Annotated in this window: 10 protein-coding genes; 3 read left to right on the forward strand and 7 right to left on the reverse strand. The window is 57.3% G+C overall.

Annotated features, from left to right (window positions below; all coding sequences use genetic code 11):
* Positions 1-32: 32 nt before the first annotated feature.
* The 7 genes from C4S72_RS12540 to C4S72_RS12570 all read right to left on the reverse strand — a co-directional run bounded on the left by C4S72_RS12540 (position 33) and on the right by C4S72_RS12570 (position 14,519).
* Positions 33-1,745 (reverse strand): polysaccharide biosynthesis/export family protein, encoded by a 1,713-nt coding sequence (locus C4S72_RS12540; protein ID WP_104003458.1) that lies wholly within the window; start codon positions 1,743-1,745, stop codon positions 33-35.
* A gap of 14 nt (positions 1,746-1,759) precedes the next feature.
* Positions 1,760-2,146: a DVU3141 family protein gene (locus C4S72_RS12545; RefSeq protein WP_160115512.1), complete on the reverse strand. Its 387-nt coding sequence runs from the start codon at positions 2,144-2,146 to the stop codon at positions 1,760-1,762.
* 146 nt (positions 2,147-2,292) lie between these two features.
* Positions 2,293-3,594, reverse strand: coding sequence for an aminotransferase class I/II-fold pyridoxal phosphate-dependent enzyme (locus tag C4S72_RS12550; RefSeq protein ID WP_407657710.1), 1,302 nt, complete (start codon positions 3,592-3,594; stop codon positions 2,293-2,295).
* Between the two features lie 14 nt (positions 3,595-3,608).
* Complete coding sequence (locus C4S72_RS12555; protein ID WP_104003461.1) at positions 3,609-11,012, reverse strand: type I polyketide synthase; 7,404 nt, start codon at positions 11,010-11,012, stop codon at positions 3,609-3,611.
* A 73-nt stretch (positions 11,013-11,085) separates the two neighbouring features.
* Entirely contained in the window at positions 11,086-12,600 is a 1,515-nt protein-coding gene (locus C4S72_RS12560; RefSeq protein WP_104003462.1) for an LTA synthase family protein, read from the reverse strand.
* A gap of 6 nt (positions 12,601-12,606) precedes the next feature.
* Positions 12,607-13,365, reverse strand: a complete 759-nt coding sequence (locus C4S72_RS12565) for an SDR family NAD(P)-dependent oxidoreductase (protein ID WP_104003463.1) — start codon at positions 13,363-13,365, stop codon at positions 12,607-12,609.
* The gene (locus C4S72_RS12570; protein ID WP_235009137.1) at positions 13,362-14,519 is read right to left on the reverse strand and encodes a capsule biosynthesis protein; all 1,158 of its coding nucleotides are present in this window, start codon (positions 14,517-14,519) and stop codon (positions 13,362-13,364) included. Before C4S72_RS12570 ends, C4S72_RS12565 begins: the two co-directional genes overlap by 4 nt.
* A 520-nt stretch (positions 14,520-15,039) precedes the next feature.
* Between C4S72_RS12570 and C4S72_RS12575 the strand changes: the two genes are divergently transcribed.
* From C4S72_RS12575 to C4S72_RS12585, 3 genes are all read left to right on the forward strand, one after another.
* Positions 15,040-16,050: a DctP family TRAP transporter solute-binding subunit gene (locus C4S72_RS12575; RefSeq protein WP_104003465.1), complete on the forward strand. Its 1,011-nt coding sequence runs from the start codon at positions 15,040-15,042 to the stop codon at positions 16,048-16,050.
* A 266-nt stretch (positions 16,051-16,316) separates the two neighbouring features.
* Positions 16,317-16,814 carry a TRAP transporter small permease gene (locus tag C4S72_RS12580; protein ID WP_104003466.1) on the forward strand — a complete coding sequence of 166 codons (498 nt, stop codon included), beginning with the start codon at positions 16,317-16,319 and terminating at the stop codon, positions 16,812-16,814.
* On the forward strand, positions 16,804-18,108 hold the full coding sequence (locus C4S72_RS12585; protein WP_104003467.1) for a TRAP transporter large permease: 1,305 nt from the start codon (positions 16,804-16,806) through the stop codon (positions 18,106-18,108). Before C4S72_RS12580 ends, C4S72_RS12585 begins: the two co-directional genes overlap by 11 nt.
* Positions 18,109-18,280: the final 172 nt, after the last annotated feature.

Genomic DNA, 18,280 nt, shown 5'->3' on the forward strand with positions numbered 1-18,280 from the left:
CCCGCCGGGAAGATCAGACTAGCATCAAGCGATTAAAGGTCGAGTGCGACCTTCGTCGCCACAGCAATCTGGTATACGATCTGGCTGATGCTGGTGGCCAACTGCAGGTTCTTGGTCGGCACTAGCGGCAGCACCAAAACTTCGTCACCGGGTTTCAAAGTGACATCTTCAGCCTTGCGCAGTTCACCGTTCATACGTACCACCAGGATATTCTCGTCATCAGCGTGCTGACTAAAGCCGCCGGAGCTTTCGATGTAATCCATCACGGTCAGCCCCTGTTTGTAGACCATAGACTGAGGTACCAAAACCTCTCCGCTGACCAGGATAGAGTCCCTGTACTCAGGCAGCGTAATGATGTCGCCATCCTGCAGGCGGATATTGCTGATTTGATCGTCATGGGAGACCACCAACCGGCCGTTAGGCTCAACCTCTGAGGCGCGGGCTACAAAATTGCCGATCAGCTCCGCTTCCTTGATGCGAATATCTGCTTCTTCAGGTGTAGAGGAAGGCGCAGACAGGTAGTTGGTTTCCAGACGACGCAGGCTGTCTTTAAGTGCTTCTTTCTGCTGCTCGGCCACGGAGAGCCTGCGAAGTGAGATGCTGCGGGTATCGGTTAACTCCTGCGGGACTGCGATGGCATCAAGCAGTTCCTGTAACCTTGCGTCTTTTGGCAACGCATAGCGAGAAGGCCCGTAGAAGCTACCTTCCAGTTGAACAACGATGGTCTCGTCGCGCTGATCCGAGCTGAATAGAACCTCGTCGCCGCTGCGTAGCGCCTGCTGAGACAGTTCCTCAACTGGCAGGTACACAGAAATAGGCCTGTTTTTACGATTACCACGTAGAAGCACATGAGACACGTCGGATTTGGTGCGTGCCAGTGCCAGCAATTCACTGCCAGTCATTTGATTAGGCTGGAGTTCGTAGCGGTAGTCACGTTCAACGTCGCCTGTAACTACGACAGCCGGCCCGCGTTCGGAGATCACGATGGTGTCGCCGTCACGAAACTGTGGCGTCGGCATTTTGCCGTTCAGCAGGAAGTCATAGAGATCTGCCGTAGCGATTATCTCGTTGTTGCGCTTAACGATGATGTTACGGTAGCTGCCGAGACGGCTGTCGATACCACCAGCCTGATCGATAAAATAGAGCAGTGAGTCAGTCGGCGTACCCGCATAGCGGCCAGGGTGTTCAACATACCCTGTGACGAAAACCGCAACCGGCTGCACACCCTGGAGGTTGGTGTAAACTTGGACCCCTTCGGGATAAACCGATTTAACGGCCGATGTTACCTTCGAGTTCAGCTCACCGTTGGTGCTGCCCTGAACTTTTACAGGACCAATACCCGGGATAAAGATATTGCCCTGGGCATCGACCGGTAGAATCCGTTCGATCTCTACTGCACCCCATACCCTGAGCGTGACCTGATCGCCGGGTACGAGACGATAGGTGGTATTGAGGCCATCGGCCCGGACGCCGCTAAAGCCACCATTAAACAGGTGACTGCCAAAGGGCTCTACGAGCTCCATACCAGCTTCAGAGCGCATCTGGCCTGGAGCTTTGCTGTAACGGGCGGTTTGCCAATCAGTGCGGGACTGCTGCTCTTCGATGGTCTGCGGTACCGGTTGCGCCTGTTCCATCCCGGGCAGAATACCGGTGCTATCTATGCCTATCGCCTGCACCTGGCTGGTCAGGGTCAATGCACCCAGGCCCAGCAGAATCGGGCGGAATAATGCTTTGATCTGTTTCATACGAAGTACCGGGTTTATTGGGCTTTGAGCAGTTGAGTAACCGGACGTACCGCCACCCACTGGTTATTTTGCTGACAGGCGATGGCGACCCTGGCCGATTGAGCAGCTGGGATTACCTGTAGACGGAGGCATTCACGCCCGGACCCGGCATAGTACTGACTCTGCACGATCACATCGGCATGACTGCCCCAGGGCGTCTGGTCAAAATAAGCAGAGGCCTGCTCGGCGGAGTTATTAAAGAACTGCTGCAATTCAGGGTTGAGGTAGTTGGGCTCTGCCGCTTCGGCCTGCCAATGGGAGCCAGAGGGCACAGTGGATGTTTGCGCGCAACCGGCTAGCGAGCCGACACAGAACAGAGCTGCCAGCAGCCGTGACTTGCTGCTAAAGAAAGGGGTCTGCATACCTACAGATAACTCCATTTATGCCCGCCAAAAAAGGCATATCAAATCCTTTGAGGCGTGCATGTTAACGTTTTCAGCTGGTACCAGCCAGTCGGCCGGAACTCTTACTGCGCTTAATCTACGTTTACGGGCATCCACCGATGGAATCAGGATGCCTTCCTCTGCAATAGCAGAGCTTCAAGGGTAAAATCGATCTGGGCTTCAGTGTGTTCGCTGCAGACAAAGAAGCGCAAACGCGCGCTCTTTTCTGGCACCGCCGGATACAAGATCGGCTGTACATTTATACCCTGCTTCAACAGCTCAACAGATTGACGCGTCGCAACCAGTGAACTTCCACTTATTACCGGCACCACCGCCCGGCCTATACTTTCCCCCACATCGAAACCCGCGGCCTTTGCCTGGACGGCAAGATATTCTGAATTTTTCTGCAGCGCCCGGACCCGTTCGGGCTCAGCATGCATTATCCGAAGCGACTCTATCGCCGCAGCTGCGACACTGGCGGGCATACCGACACTGTACAGGAAGCCCGGCGCAAAATGGCGCAGCATATCAATCAGCGGCTGACAGCCTGCGATATAGCCGCCACAGCCAGACAGATTCTTGCTCAGCGTACCCATCCAGATATCGACACGGTTCGGGTCGATGCCAGCATGCTCGTGACTACCTAGCCCCTTCTCCCCCAGGACACCAAGTGCATGAGCCTCATCCACCATCAGCCAGCATTCATGGGTCTCTTTCAGTTCAATCAGGCCCGCCAGGTCGGGCGCATCGCCATCCATGCTGTAAAGGCCTTCGACAACGATCAACACCCGTTCGAACTGATGACGATTTTGCTGCAAAAGCTTTTCAAGATGATTAAGGTCGTTATGACGGAATGCCATACGCCGGGCACCGGATAACTGAGAACCCATCAGGCTGCTGTTGTGGATGTACTCATCATGCAGCACCAGATCCCGGCTACCCATCAGATAACCTATCACGGTTACGTTGGTCGCATGACCGCTAACGAACGCAAGCGCGTCATCAGCCTGATAGACCTGTGCCAGTGCCTGCTCCAACTCCCGATGAATCGGACGCTCGCCTGATACCATCCGACTGGCGGAAACCGAAGTGCCGTATTTCGCTGCAGCCTGCTGGGCTGCGGCGATCACACGCGGATCACCGGACAGCCCCAGGTAGTTGTAGCTGGCGAAGTTGATACACTCGCGGCCATCAATAATGGCTGTGGCGCCGGAACAGCCCTCATGCACTCGGAAAAACGGATCTTCAACCCCCAGTTTCTGCGCACTTTCGCGCATGATGTTCAGCTGCTGCCAGCCAGGGTGCTGACAAAAATCGGTGCGCCGATTAGGTGTTGACGCACCCGTCATCAGGCTGCCACTGCTCGCCTTGCGGTCATTGCGTTTTAGTTTGCGCTGAACAGATTGTTCGATCAGACGCTGCTTCATCGATTGCGCGACTTTCAACTACCTTTTACCTCCTTTTCACTCACGCCGTGCTGAGCAGCAATCTGGGCATGTGTTACATCATCACTGTCGTCATGCTCACCGCTGATACGCTCCTGCAGCTTAACGGATAGCTTCGCAATGGTCGGAGACTCACTGATCGCCATCGCCGGCAGTTGCACACCGAAGCGATCCTCTATCGCAGTGATCAGCTCGACGCCCATCAGCGAGTCAAAGCCCAGGTCATAGACCGACTGTTCGGGATTGATCTGATCCGCGGATAGCATCAGGATCTGCCCAAGGCTCTGCTTCAGCTCCTCAGCAATCCTGACCAGCTGTTCCTCTGGCTCCAAACTCAGTAGTTCTGCCAGCAGGTCCCCACCCTTGTCACCGCTATCACTGCCGTCATGACTGCGAGCAATCAACTGGTAACGTGCAGCATTCGCCTTGGGAAGGAAGCGCGCGAGTGCCGACCAATCAAACTCCATTACACCCAGCAGCGACTGGTTCTGCAATAGCATCTGCTCCAATACTGCCAAAGCACGGGCCGTGGTAAGCGCGTCGCCACCCATGCGAGACTGCAGTGCCTGCTTAATCTGGGTATTGCGGGCCAGGTAGCCGGCATCATCAATCGCGCCCCAGCGCACACAGGTTGCTGCCAGTCCCTGAGCTTTGCGCAGGTGCGTCAGCGCCTCCAGAGCCAGGTTCGCGGCTACGTAGTTCGCCTGACCCGGGTTACCGAACAGAGTCGTAGCCGAAGAGAACATCAGGAATAGCTCAATCGGCTTATCCACTGTCAGTTCATGCAGGTACTGGGCACCAAAAGCCTTGGCTCCCAAAACCTGCGAGATCTGCTCGTCGCTCATGTTTTCTACCAGGCCGTCGGCAAAGACGGTGGCGGCATGCACCACACCGGCAAGAGACGGCTGCTGTTGCTCGATAAGCTCCAGCGTTTCTTGCAGAAGGGCCTTATCTGATACATCACAGGCATAAGCCTGAACGTCAACGCCCTGATCAGATAGCTGAGCGATAATCTCAGCCTCGCCGCCTTCAGCCTTACCTCGGCGACTGAGCAGGGCCAGGTGGCGTACACCCTTTTCAACAAGCCACTGAGCCGTACGCAGACCAAAGCCACCGAGGCCGCCGGTCACCAGGAAGGTTTTATCGGCCGACAGCTTCAGGCTCTCCAGTTGCTGCAGCGGCGGCTGCGAAGCGTCAGGAAGCCGCGGGTAGTTAACCACGACCTTGCCGATCTGCTTAGCCTGTTGCATATAGCGGAACGCATCGACCACATTAGATGCGGCAAACGCCGTATACGGCAGCGGGTAGAGTTCACCCTCTTCAAACAGGGCCATCATCTCCCGGAACAGCGTCCGGGTCAGTGTCGGATGAACCTTCATCAACTGGTCAGAATCGATGCCGAAATAGCTGATGTTATTGCGGAACGGACGCAGGCCTATTGCCGTGTTCTCGTAGAAGTCGCGTTTGCCCAACTCAAGGAAGCGACCGAAGGGGCGCAACACTCGCAAGTTCTGATTAACCGCTTCCCCCGCCAGGGAGTTGAGCACCACATCCACACCCTGCCCGTCGGTATCGGCAAGAATCTCTTCTGCAAAGGTGTGGCTGCGCGAATCATAAATCGCGTCGATGCCCAGCAGGCGCACCACATCCCGTTTGCTGGCAGAACCGACTGTGGTGAAGATTTCAGCGCCCATCAGGCGACCGATCTGGATAGCGGCAAGGCCCACCCCACCGGCGGCGCCATGAATCAGCAGTCGCTCACCGGGCTGCAGCCGCGCCAGATGTTTGAGCGCGTAGTACACGGTGAAGAAAGTGGTCGGAATCGTCGCTGCCGCTTCAAAGCTGATATCGGCGGGAAGGTGCGCCAGGGTTTCAGCCCCGGTCACCATCTGAGTGCTGAAGCTGGCGGAGCCAAAGCCAACCACCTTGTCACCAGGACGGAAGTCGGTTACGCCAGCGCCCACCGATGTGACGATACCGGCAAACTCAAGCCCCATGGCTGGGCCAGAGAAACCGTTCTCGATCGCCTCATCAGCCAACAAGCCAAGCGCGTACATCACATCGCGGAAGTTAAGCCCGGTAGCCTTGACCTCAACGGCTACCTCTTCATCCCCTGGCAGCGCCAGTTCACGAGGCTTCCAACGCAGATTCTTCAACTGTCCAGGCTGATCAAACCCAAGAGTAAAGCTCTGATTCGGTTCGCCACTATCCTCTCGCTCGGCCGGTTTAGCGTGCATCAAACGCGGCACGTATCGCTCACCGGCAGCAACGAGATATTGCTCATCCTCATCAACCGAACAGCTCAAAGCCTGCTCAAAGGCAGCCGCATCAATCTCAGCGGGATCAGCAGGCAGATCGATCAACTGCAGAGGCAACGCTGTTTCATTCATCAGGGTGCGAACAAAGCCCCAGACAGCGGTCTGGCTGATAACCTGTTCGCTCTGCGGTAGCGCTTGCGGAGTTAGCTGAGCCGCACCCACGCCGGCCGTAATTACTGTCAGACGAATCGCTTCATCCTTGGCATCAAGCGATTTCACCAGGTCACGGATCTCTGCACAGCGCTTTGTCGTCTGCTCTGGCGAGCCTTCGGACCAAGCCCCTGCCAACAGAACAACCTGCGTCGTTTGTGACGAATCTACCTCTTCGGAAAGCTGACCCAGCAGATCATCGGAACTGGAAAATGCCTGCGCCCTTTCGCAGTGAGATAGCAGCTCGTCGCTCAATGCCTGAGCGGTCTGATCGGTCAACACCAGCAACCGCGCCGGCTCACCCGAATCATCGACCTCTACTTCCAGCGGCTGCGACGCCGCCAGCAGGAAGGCACTGCCCGGCTGCTCAGGATCTTCCAGTTGCTGCGCAATTTCATAGCCAAGACCGGAGAGCAAGCGGGTCCAATGGGCGACGCCTGGCTGCAGGCTGCCCTCCTGCTCCAGCAGATCAGACGCTGCACTTGAAAGCTGCTCCAGCCAGAACGCCTGGGGCAGCCCCATCAGCATGACCTGCGCTCCCGTCCGGAGTTTCGTGCGCAACTGCTGCAGCAACTGACGCACCTCGGACGGGCGCATAAAGTCCAGATGGATAATAACCAGGTCCAGCAAACCCAACTCAGCGGGCAGAGTCTGTTTATCCCAGTGCAGCGCCTGCAGCTGTTCAGGGTTATGAAGCTGGGCACGCGCCTCTGTAACGGCGGCCGACGAACTGCTCAGGAAGCAGAGCTCTGCATTAACGCCTTTGATCTGCGCTGCCAGCGACGGTGTCAGGATCATCTCTCCTGCGCATACTTCCGCCATCGCCAGACGCTGGCCCGGCTGCAGATCCTGTAGCTGTGCGTGCAACTGCTCAGCCAGCAGATCACGGAATACGGCTTCTCGGGCCGGTTCATAGCGTGCGCGGTAGGTTTCACTCCAGGCTCGTTCGGTTAATTCCGGCAATGAGCCGGTCTGGTGCAACCATTCGGACAGGTGCAAACCAAAACGACCCACCGCATGCACAGGCCCAAAGGCTTCAGGATACTCACGCAACAGCAGTTCCCACAGGCCAGCCAAGTCGACTTCCGGCGGTTCAGGAACAATCAGGTCACCTGCTTCGTTTTCGGCCAGCATTCCCTGTTTGATGGCCATTTCTGCCCAGCGCTTCTGCTGGTCACCCAACTGAGCCAGACGCACAGGTTTCTCGCTGACCCCATGCTCGAGTCCAGCCAGCACCAGGGTATCCAACAGCGGCTCGACTTCGGTGATCATCCGGTCTTCGGATTGATCGGCAAAAAACGGTGCTAACGCCTGCAATAAAGCGGTGTGGTTCACCGCAGAGGGAACCTGTGGCAGCGGCAGCGGCAGCAACGGCATATCCAGTTTGGAAATAGCCAGTGACTGCTGTTTACGTAACGGCACCGCCTTGAAACGGACGCCGGTCAGCACTGCAACCGCTTCACCCTCGGCATCGAAGAGCTCAACTTCGGCCAGAAGCGAATGCGGCGAACGGCGCACCAGCCGCACCCGAACCAGCGCAGGAATGACGCCTATATTCGCCCGGCTAAATTGGAGGCGTTCAATCTGAACCGGCACATAACCGAAGCCGCCACGGTTTTTTTCCTGAGCCAACAGCGGGATAAATAGCTGGAAAGCTGTATCCAGGATACCGGGGTGCAACAGCAAGCCATCATGGGTCTGCTTGATCTCTTCAGTAGGCTGGTAACGGCCGATAACGGTGTCGCCGTCGACCCAGCCTTCGCTGACGCCCTGGAACGCAGGACCATAATCCAGGCCGATATGGGACGCCGCGGACAGATGCTGCTCACGATTAAAGTCTGCTGCCCGTTCCGGTATTCCTGGTCCCTGACGATCCAGGAGGCGGCCGGCGCTACCGGCAAACCAACGTGCCTTAACGTGATTCTGCCACTCGCCTTCATGAGCGTATGGGCGTGCTTTGATGCGCAGCTTGCCGCTCACTTCTTCGAGGCTAGTGCTCACTACCTTGGTAGTGCCCGCCTCCAGCAGCATCGGCGCCTGGATTTCGAGGCCTTCGATATCGATCCAAGCCGCGTCGGATTCATGCTCAAGCAGGTGCTGTTCAATAGCGGCCAGCGCGAGCTCCGCATAACCGGCACCCGGGAATACAACGCCATCACCCACCACATGATCCGCCAGCCAGGGCTGGCGTCCGGTATCCAGCTGCGACTCCCATATTCCGGGCTGATGCGGCAACGTATAACCAAGCAGCGGGTGACGATAGTGACGCGACAACAGGCCCAGAGACTCAGTGCTGTCTGGCTTCCAGTAAGGCTGTTTCTGCCAGGGGTAGTCCGGCAGCGCGACAGCCTTGCCCTGCACCGGGAACCAGGCGCTTTCATCGATTTTCGCGCCGCTCAGAATCAACTCAGCCAGGGCTCTTTCAAGCTCCTCTGCGCCATCCTGACCACGAGACAGGGTTGCAATCACCTGGCCCTGAAGATCTTCGGCCCGCAGGCATTCATTGAGGTAAGTGCGCAATACGGGATGTGCACCAATTTCAATGAATGTCCGCTGACCCTTTTCGAGGCAATTCGATATCGCCTTTTCAAACAGCACCGGCTGGCGGATATTGCGCCACCAGTATTCAGCATCCAGAGATTTACCGCCCAGCTCCTCACCAGTCACCGTGGAGATAAACGGAATTTCACTGTCGCCCGGCTGCAATCCGGCCAACGCCTCTTTCAGGCCGGTTTCGATCGGATCCATACAGGGGCTGTGGAATGCGTAATTCAGGCTCAAGCGTTTGAAGCGAACGCTCTGCTCCCTTAAACGGGTTTCGATCAGCTCGAGTTGAGCGGGCTCGCCGGCCAGCGTAGAGCCTTTCGCACTGTTGACGCCAGCAACGGCAACGCGGTCGCATTCAAGCTCAGCGATCAGATCATTAAGGCTCTGCTCGTCCAGTGCGACGGCGGTCATTTCACCACTGCCCGCAGTTTGTCCCTGGTAGTGACTGCGGATACAAATGACGCGCGCGGCCTGCTCCAGCGTCAGCGCGCCCGAGGCCCAGGCTGCAGCCACTTCACCGACGCTGTGGCCGGTCACGGCTACGGGCTTGATGCCCTGATCGCGCAGATAACGGGTCACCGCAACCTGAAGCGCGAACAGCGCCGGCTGCGCCAGCTCGGTCAGATCATAGCAGTCAGCTTCCTGAGGCTCTCCGAGTAGTTTTTCTACGTCGCATATATCAGAGTACTGCTTGATCAGCGCGTTAACTTCCGCGACGGTCTCGCGGACCTGGCTCGACTGTTCCAACAGCTGCCGGCCCATACCCGCCCACTGACAGCCGTTTCCGGAGTAGACCCAAACGCTGCCCTGCTCCTGCAGCTGCCTGCGTCCGCTGAATACACCCGAGTTCTCTTCATCCTTCGCAAAGGCCCTCAGCGCAGCTGCGGCACGTTCCTTATCCCTGGCCCAGAGCAACAATGCCTGTTCATGCTGTTCACGGCGGAAACGGGCACTCCAGCACAGGTTATAAAGACTCGCCGCATGAGCAGAAGCCAGCTGATCGGCGGTGCGCTCAGCCATCACCTTCAGCGCATCCGCGTTACGAGCGGTAAGAATCAGCGGCAGATCGCGGCCTGGCTCATGATCCGCTTCACTGATTTCAGATGCCTCCGGCGGGCTTTGCAAAATCACGTGAGCATTGGCACCGCCAAAACCGAAGGAGTTAACGCCAATGGTTAACTGGCCGGTTTTAGGCAGTTCCAGAGTTTCGGTGACGGCTTCTATGTTCCATTCATCGAAACGGATATTTGGGTTCGGCTTGCGCAAGCCAATGGTCGCCGGCACCTGGCGGTTATGAATCGACAGCAGCGCCTTGGCAAGGCCTGCTACGCCGGATGCGGTTTCCAGATGCCCGAGGTTGCTTTTGACGGAGCCTATTTTCAGCGGCTTGGTGCGCTGACGGGCCAGGGCCTCACTGATAGCCCGCGTCTCTATGGGGTCTCCCACAGAGGTGCCGGTACCATGGGCCTCGATATAATCGATCTGGTCCGGCTCCAGCCCTGCACGCTCACAGGCTTTGCGCATCAGCGCTATCTGTGCATCCGGGTTGGGGACGGTAATCCCCGATTTATAGCCATCGGTATTGACAGCGGTTGCCGCTACGACGGCAATAATAGGATCACCGTCGGCAACCGCTTTGTCGTAATCCTTGAGTAAGAAGACGCCACCGCCCTCGGAACGGACATAACCGTTGCCATCCTCATCCCAGACTTTGCAGCGCCCATCCGGAGAGAGCATGGTCGCCTTGGAGAAGATCATGAAGCCGTAGGGGTGCAGATGCAGACTGATCCCGCCGGTCAGAGCCAGGTCACTTTCACCGCTCAGGATCGACTGACACGCCTGGTGAAAAGCCACCATAGACGAGGAACAGGCCGTATCCATTGAGACACTGGGGCCCTTCAGGTCAAACAGATAAGAAATTCGGTTGGAGGCGATACTGGAAGCGGTACCTGTACCGGTATTGGCATCGATGGCGCTGAAGTCATCGGCGAAACGGTAGGCGTAATCGACGGAAGCGATACCCATGAATACACCGGTATTGCTGCCACGCAGAGTGGAGGGCGCAATACAGGCGCGCTCCATCGCTTCCCAGCTCATCTCCAGCAGCAGGCGCTGCTGCGGGTCCATATGGGTCACTTCACGCGGAGACAGACCAAAAAATGCCGCGTCGAAACCGCTCACATCACCGAGGGATCCCGCCGCAAAGGTATAACTGCTACCCGGGTGTTTTTTATCTGGATGTTTCCATGCGTCCTTACTCCAGCGACTCTCATGGACTTCTGTCACCAGGTCACGTTTTTCGAGCAGGGCTTCCCAAAGGCTTTCAGTGTTGTCGCAGCTAGGCAAACGCAGTGAGCAACCGATAACAGCAATTCGCTTGTCCATCTATGTGTACAGTCCCGAGTCTAACTTCTTCGCAGTGTAACGCCGCATAGTAGCAAATATACATACATCGTGTTTATAGACGACGGCGCTCTTTTATAATTTCCAGCCAACGGCATGCAAGATGCTCAGCCGCAAGCGTTTCAGTGCCCGGTTTTGTATCCACCCCGGCACCATTCGATCGGTCCGTAGACCAGATCAACCAGGGGGTATCCGGGCAGGGTTCGCCGAAACTCTGATACACATCGGCCATGATCGGTACGTGGTCACCATACCAGCACAAGGAGCCCCCACGGTCAGAACTTGCGACCGCTGCGGTTAACTCTGCGACCATCTCGTCAGCATGACGCAGGTGCCCAAGATAAACCGTCAAATCGTCGACAGGGCCTTGCGGCGGGTTTGTGTAGACCGCCTCCGCGAGCCCAGGTTCAGGCTGTTCGAGATGCAGAGGGCCATGATTTTCCATGGTGATCACAAAAATGAACAGCGGCTTATCAGACCCTGCCAGCAGCTCGCTGACCTTTTTCGTAACGGCGAGATCACCTGTGTACTGACCGCAGCGATCGGCCTGATCAAAAGCCCTGATATCAATGAACTCATCAAACCCCAGCGCCGGCAACACCCGGTCGCGTTGATAAAAGTGCGCCATGTAAGGGTGAACACAGACGGTCCTGTAGCCTTGAGCCCTGAGGTGCGAAGCCAGCGAAGAGACCGGAGTCTTCACCAGACGGCGATAGGGGTTGTAGCGAAAGATACCCATGGCACCTTCCGAAAGCCCGGTCAGAACCGAAGCTTCTGTACGCACCGTATTGGCGCCCCAGGCGGGAACGGAAAGCTGTCCACTGACAACAGCCTCGGATACGCACTGATCCCAGTTTTCCAATACAGACGGTGCCACAAAGGGATAAGACTGACGAGGATCGAAAAAAGACTCACTCTGAACCAGCACCAGGTTTGGCAGGCTGCCACCCTGCTTAAAAACCGGAAACTCGGACGCGGGTTCAGGAAGCTTTCTACCTCTCGCCAGCCAGTATTCAGCCAGGTGAGCATGCAGCAGGGAGATCAGGCCAGCCGACTTCATATCCTCGACAGGCTGCAGGGCCAGCCGCGGCCTGATCAACCAGGCTATGCCTGCAGCAATGAAGGAGATTGCCAAAGCCGACAGAGCAAGCTGCCACCAGGTAAGCAGCCCGTGGAACGATGGCTCCAGCCAGAAGAACAACCCGATTGCCAGAGCTCCGGCAGCCAGAAGCAGCAGCGTTTTTATAACGCCGAAAAAAGGGATATAGAGCCGGGGATGACGGATAGCGTCGGTAAAATACTCAAAATCCTGGAGAATGAAGGGCTCTTGTAGCGAGGTAAACTTGGCGTGGTTCACCGCAATCAGAACGCCGTGCAGAATCACCACCAGACTGACCGAGAAATAGAGCCTCTGACTCAACAGGCAAGCTGCTCCAAACCAGGCCAGCCACCAGGCCAAACCGCTCAGCACAGCATAAATACCCGGCAACCGCGGCTTGGCACCGACAGGGCTCACCAGGGCCCCCATCAACAGCGAAATAACCAGACCTGAAACAACTACTATCAACATCGCGTATCAGCCACCGAACCCCATCAACCGCAAAATCCGGTGTGACAGAGCCGCAGGCAGTACCGCCAGCCACCAGGTCCCCCAGTTCAGCGGGAAGGGAAAGCTGACCCGCGCACGACGGCGTTCTACTCTGGTGCGGATGAAACCTGCGGCACGCTCAGGCTTCCACAGAAAGGGCTTAGGTCCTGGCATTGCATCACACATGGCAGAACTGACATAACCCGGCATCACAACAGTGACCGAGACACCACTGCCGTTGAGCCAGCCTCGCAGCCCCTCTCCGTAGGCTTTCACGGCCGCCTTGCTGCCACTGTAGGCGGGCGTCACCGGCAAACCGAACCAGGCCGCCAGCGAACTGAGCAATACCAGTTGTCCACGGCCCTTCTGTTTCATCGCCAGCGCCAGCCGATGTACCAGATAAAAGGTTGAGCGCACATTTAACTCAAGCAGCTGTTCCGTTGCCTCCCAACTCTCACCCGCCTGATAGGGGCCCGTGTTGATATTCATCCCTGCATTGGCGAATACCAGGTCTGGAACCGAATCATTGAGGGTTTCATCCAGCCACTGTTCAAGAGCCGTTCTATCAGACAGATCGAGCGCCACGACGCTGACCTCAGCTCCCTGGCTCCGACATTTCTCCGCAACCTGCCCAAGTACCCCTGCGTTACGTCCCTGCAATATCAGCTGCGTGTCTTTTGTGGCGTATTCAAGAGCCAGGGCGCTACCGATGGAGCCCGTGGCCCCGGTTATCAATATCTTCGTCATAGCGGGCAGGCCCTTAATAGGTTTTCAAGCGGCTGGTTTTCAGCGCAAAGCACCTTGGCGGCATTGGCGACGGCCATCTCGATCCCGTCAAAACAGTAAAAGCCGCCATTAATCTGCGTGACATGCACAACAACCTTACGAAAGGCTTCAAACAACTCTTTATCGGGTTCACCAGCCTCACGCCAAAAACTGTCGATCCCCTGCTGCCAGGTCAGGCCTGGCAGATTGTAGATCGGGTCACTCAGGCACAGGGTTGGACGTTCCAGCCCCAGTGACACCATACCCACCGTACTGTTGACGGTCACCGTTCCGACGGAAAACTTGATCGCCTTTTCCAGGTTACCGGTCTCTATGTACTCCACCCGGTCATAAACACCAAAGCGTTTGGCCAGCAGCGCGATCTGCCCCGGGTAATCCACCAGGCCCATATCCAGCGGATGATTCTTGATCAGCAGGCGTGATTTACCCGGCGCATTCCGCGCGAAGGACTCGAGAATATACTCCATCGCCTGTTGCATATCGTCGAAACGGGAGTGATCGCGGATCTGCGCGTCCGTATTCAGCTGCAGTGGCAGTATAAAGAAGGGAAAATCGTCCGCTTCCTGACAGAGACGATCGATCAGCACGGCATCGCGCTTACGCCAGAAGCGCAGCCGCGCAAAGCGGTAGATATACCCCGCATATTCAACCGGCGCGGTAATCGGCGAATGGGTCTGATAGCGCGGATTCAAAACCAGATTCAGCATGCCCGCAACGTGATAGATCACGTCATAGCCGGAGCGCTTACGAAAAGCCGAATGGAATTTTTTCGCTTTTTCTTCTGGCCGGTCACGCAGATAGACAGCGGCTGCCCGGAACCAGTCTGGATCCCGGGGTAGCAGCGAGTGGCCGTTTACCCCTTCGCGTTCGAGAGTAACCCAAAAAGGACGAAAGTAGCCTTCCTCGAACACATGGGTACGGATACCAAAACGCTCGGCTCTTTCCACGGCGGGACGATGCACGGGCCTGCGGTCACCAAACAGAATTTGATCCGTGATTCCCCAGCGTCGCCAAAGAGTTTCTATAAATGCAGGCAGTTGCTCCAGAGAGCCGCGAAAATGGGCGGAGTTACCCCGAGGCATCCAGTACGCCAGGTCACCGGCATTAAAGTTCACCTTATAGACCTTATGACCGCAGGCTTCTAAAGCATCCGCCAGACGAGCGAAAAATGGCGAAGCAACACCCTGCAACATCAAAAATGAACGCGTCTTTACTGCCAACTTAATTTCAGTCCCTGAGTGATGCCCGAGTGAAAACCGGAGCGCATCCTATCACGTTGCCCATATTATATGGAGACAACGCCCCCCGGTTGAATCCCTTTCAACCGCTGCGCTGCAGCTGCATTTCATTCTGCTGAGCAACCATTATCCACCTGTTTCCACAAAAAGCCGCACAGCGCTTTTGATGGAGGGCAAGCTTCATACATCTGGCTGCAATTTGCCGAGGTATTCGGGGGCAAAATAGAGACGGAGTGGAACTAAAGACTAAGGATCCCTCTACCAGAGCCAGTATCCCGCCGCTAACGCTTTACGCACGGCACCAGCTACGGCATATTGTTGCCCCCCGCCCACAGTTAAGAAGCTCAACGGCTTCCCGTGGACCCCAAGACAAAAGAAGATCGAAAAGGACGCCCCGATGCTGAAAAGACGCACCCTGCTGGCAGCCGCCGCCTCCTGCCTGCTGCTGAGCCCGCTTGCGCACGCCGAATACAAAGCCGAATACACCGTTTCCACCGTACTTCCAGCTGCCTTCCCCTGGGGCCAGGCTGCCGAAAAGTGGGTTGAGCTGGTAAATGAGCGCTCCGAAGGGCGCATCAACATGAAGATCTACAGCAACTCCCAGCTGGTTTCCGGCGATCAGACCAAAGAGTTCTCCGCCATGCGCTCTGGCCTGATCGATATGGCCGTGGGTTCCACCATCAACTGGTCACCGCAGGTGCCGGAACTCAACCTGTTCTCCCTGCCGTTCCTGATGCCGGACTACGCAGCGATCGATGCGATCACCCAGAGCGAAACCGGTGACAAGATCTTCAGCGCCATCGAAAAGCGCGGCGTAACTCCGCTGGCCTGGGGCGAAAACGGCTTCCGCGAGCTGTCCAACTCCAAGATCGCTATCGACCAGCCGGAAGACCTCAAGGGCCTGAAGATCCGCGTGGTCGGGTCTCCGCTGTTCCAGGACACCTTCTCTACGCTGGGTGCCAACCCGACCCAGATGAGCTGGGCCGACGCCAAGCCTGCGCTGACTACCGGCGCCGTTGATGGCCAGGAAAACCCGGTTGCCGTGTTCGACGTGGCGCGTATCGACCAGGTTGGCCAGACCTACCTGACCCGCTGGCACTACATGGCTGACCCGCTGGTCTTTGGCGTCAGCACCCGCGTATGGCGTACCTTCTCACCGGAAGATCAGGCCCTGCTGAAGCAGGCCGCTATCGATGCCGGCAAGTGGGAAATCGAAAAGTCCCGCGGTGAAGTGGCAGAGACCCTGGAAAAGATCCGCGAGCGCGGCGTTGAGGTGATCGACCTGACACCGGAACAGCACGCAGCGTTTGTCGAAGCGACCCAACCGGTCTATGAAAACTGGGCTCCGAAGATCGGTGAAGATCTGGTCAAGGAAGCGCAGGACGCGGTCGCTAACCGCAACAAGTAATCAGGCTATTGAAAAACTATCTACGTTGCCGGAAGCAGCGTTAAAAACAGGCTCACAGGCTTTGCCTGAACGCACTTTAGTGCGGCCCCATAGGGGCGAGCGGAGCGAGTAATATGCTCATTTAGTTTACTAAACTCCGCTTTTTCGCCTGTTTTTGCCTTGCTCCGGCTGCCTCGATAACGCTTTTCAACAGCCTGAGGGTACTTTTAAACTGATCCCTGCCCGCCCGTTTTAACGCGGCGGGCATTTTCCTTTCTGGAGTTTACATGTCATCCAGACCGCCAAAGGCCCGACCGGAACGTTTCCTGGCCGCGCTGGCACTGACTGTCATTTGTATTATCAGCCTCGGTAACGTGGTGGTGCGTTACGCCACCGATGCATCCTTTGCCTTTACCGAGGAGTTCTCCGTATTCCTGCTGGTAGTCGTTACCTTTGCCGGCGCCGCGGCTGCCGCCAGGGATAATCAGCACATACGTATCGAGCTGATCGAGCACCATGTGCCGCGCTCACTGCTGCCAGCGCTCTACCTGCTGCAATGGGCGGCAGGCATTGCCGTGCTCGGCGCCGCCACCTGGTACGGCTACACCTTCGCGATGGAAGAGTACGAGTGGGATTCACTTTCCCCCGGTCTTGGCCTGCCGAACTGGATCTACGTAGCCTGGCTGCCGATCCTGACGCTGGCGATCATGATCCGCTCGACTCAAAGCCTGATCGACCGACTGAAAGGCCGTTCACCGGATAGCGGAGATCACCATGACGCCTGATATTCTGATGATTGGCGGCTTCCTGCTCGCCCTGCTCCTCGGCGCCCCGGTAGCGATCTCCCTCGGTATAGGCGGCATGATTGGCATCCTCTCCGGCCTGTCGCCGGATATGCTCGCCACCCTCGGCACCAACACTTACAACAGCGTGGCCAAGTACCCTCTGATCGCGATCCCGCTGTTTATCCTCACCGGCCTGATCTTTGAGTACGCCGGCGTCGCTGCGAGCCTGGTGCGCTTTGCCCAGGCGCTGATCGGTCCGCGCCACGGCGGCCTGGCAGTGGTTGTCGTACTGGTCTGCCTGATCATGGGCGGCATGAGCGGCTCCGGCCCCGCTGATGCGGCCGCCGTCGCCATGGTAATGCTGCCGAGCATGAAACGCGCCGGTTATCCACAGCCGTTCTCGGCCTCCTTGATCGCCGCATCCTCATCCACTGCGATCCTGATTCCGCCGTCGATTGCGCTGATCCTCTACTCCATCGTGGTACCGGGCGTGGATCTGCGCGCACTGTTTGCCGCCGGTCTGATTCCTGGTGTCTTGGCAGGTCTTTCCCTGCTGATCCCCGCCTGGCTGCTGGCCCGCCGCTACGGCTGGGAAGATCCGAAAAACACCGAACGCCCGCCGTTGGGCGAAAGCTTTAAACAGGCGATCCCCGCCCTTTTCGCGCCGGTGCTGATACTGGGCGGGCTGCGTTCCGGCCTGTTTACGCCCACTGAAGCAGCCGTTGTTGCCGTGGCCTACGGCGTTGTCGTCGGTACGCTGATTTACCGCAAGCTGACCCTGAAGGATCTCTGGCGCCTGATGGGCGAAGCGGGAATCACCTCCGGCATCGTTATGTTCATCATCGCCCTGGCCGGCATCTTCGCCTGGGCCGGCACTACCCTGGGCACCTTCCGTCATCTAGCCGAGGCGATGCTGTCGCTGTCGGAAAACGGCTGGGTTCTGCTGGGGCTTGTGATGCTGCTGGTTCTGCTGGCGGGAATGCTGCTGGATGCGATCTCGATCTATCTGATCCTGATCCCGATCCTGCTGCCGCTGATGCAACACTTCGGCTGGAACCCGGTCTGGTTCGGTATCCTGCTGGCGATGAACATCGCCATCGGCCAGTTCACCCCTCCAGTGGCGGTGAACCTGATGGTGACCACGCGAATCGCGAATATACGACTGGAACAAACCCTGGGCTGGACACTGATCTTCGTTGCGTCCATGGCGGCGAGTCTGCTGCTGGTGATGCTGGTACCGGGGCTTGCGCTCTGGCTGCCGGAGAAGCTGGGGTATGTAGTGGGGGCCTGGTAGGCCCTCCTTCCCTCACTCCCGCTGGCTTTGGATGGAACTCCCGACTAGGGAATAGGTGAACGCTAACGGTGGTAAATTTCCTGATTAGCACATTTCCAAGCGCCGGTTTCGACTGCTGTCGAGCCAAGGGACTTGTGCGGACAAGTCCCTTAGCGATCCCAAACCGCCCCTA

The organism is Marinobacterium lutimaris, assembly GCF_900108065.1.
In the GTDB taxonomy this organism is placed as follows: domain Bacteria; phylum Pseudomonadota; class Gammaproteobacteria; order Pseudomonadales; family Balneatricaceae; genus Marinobacterium_D; species Marinobacterium_D lutimaris.

Bases quoted from the DNA above. Each gene is read 5' to 3' on its own strand.
- C4S72_RS12540 (WP_104003458.1), bottom strand. From the start codon at position 1,745: ATGAAACAGATCAAAGCATTATTCCGCCCGATTCTGCTGGGCCTGGGT.
- C4S72_RS12545 (WP_160115512.1), bottom strand. From the start codon at position 2,146: ATGCAGACCCCTTTCTTTAGCAGCAAGTCACGGCTGCTGGCAGCTCTG.
- C4S72_RS12550 (WP_407657710.1), bottom strand. From the start codon at position 3,594: ATGAAGCAGCGTCTGATCGAACAATCTGTTCAGCGCAAACTAAAACGC.
- C4S72_RS12555 (WP_104003461.1), bottom strand. From the start codon at position 11,012: ATGGACAAGCGAATTGCTGTTATCGGTTGCTCACTGCGTTTGCCTAGC.
- C4S72_RS12560 (WP_104003462.1), bottom strand. From the start codon at position 12,600: ATGTTGATAGTAGTTGTTTCAGGTCTGGTTATTTCGCTGTTGATGGGG.
- C4S72_RS12565 (WP_104003463.1), bottom strand. From the start codon at position 13,365: ATGACGAAGATATTGATAACCGGGGCCACGGGCTCCATCGGTAGCGCC.
- C4S72_RS12575 (WP_104003465.1), top strand. From the start codon at position 15,040: ATGCTGAAAAGACGCACCCTGCTGGCAGCCGCCGCCTCCTGCCTGCTG.
- C4S72_RS12580 (WP_104003466.1), top strand. From the start codon at position 16,317: ATGTCATCCAGACCGCCAAAGGCCCGACCGGAACGTTTCCTGGCCGCG.
- C4S72_RS12585 (WP_104003467.1), top strand. From the start codon at position 16,804: ATGACGCCTGATATTCTGATGATTGGCGGCTTCCTGCTCGCCCTGCTC.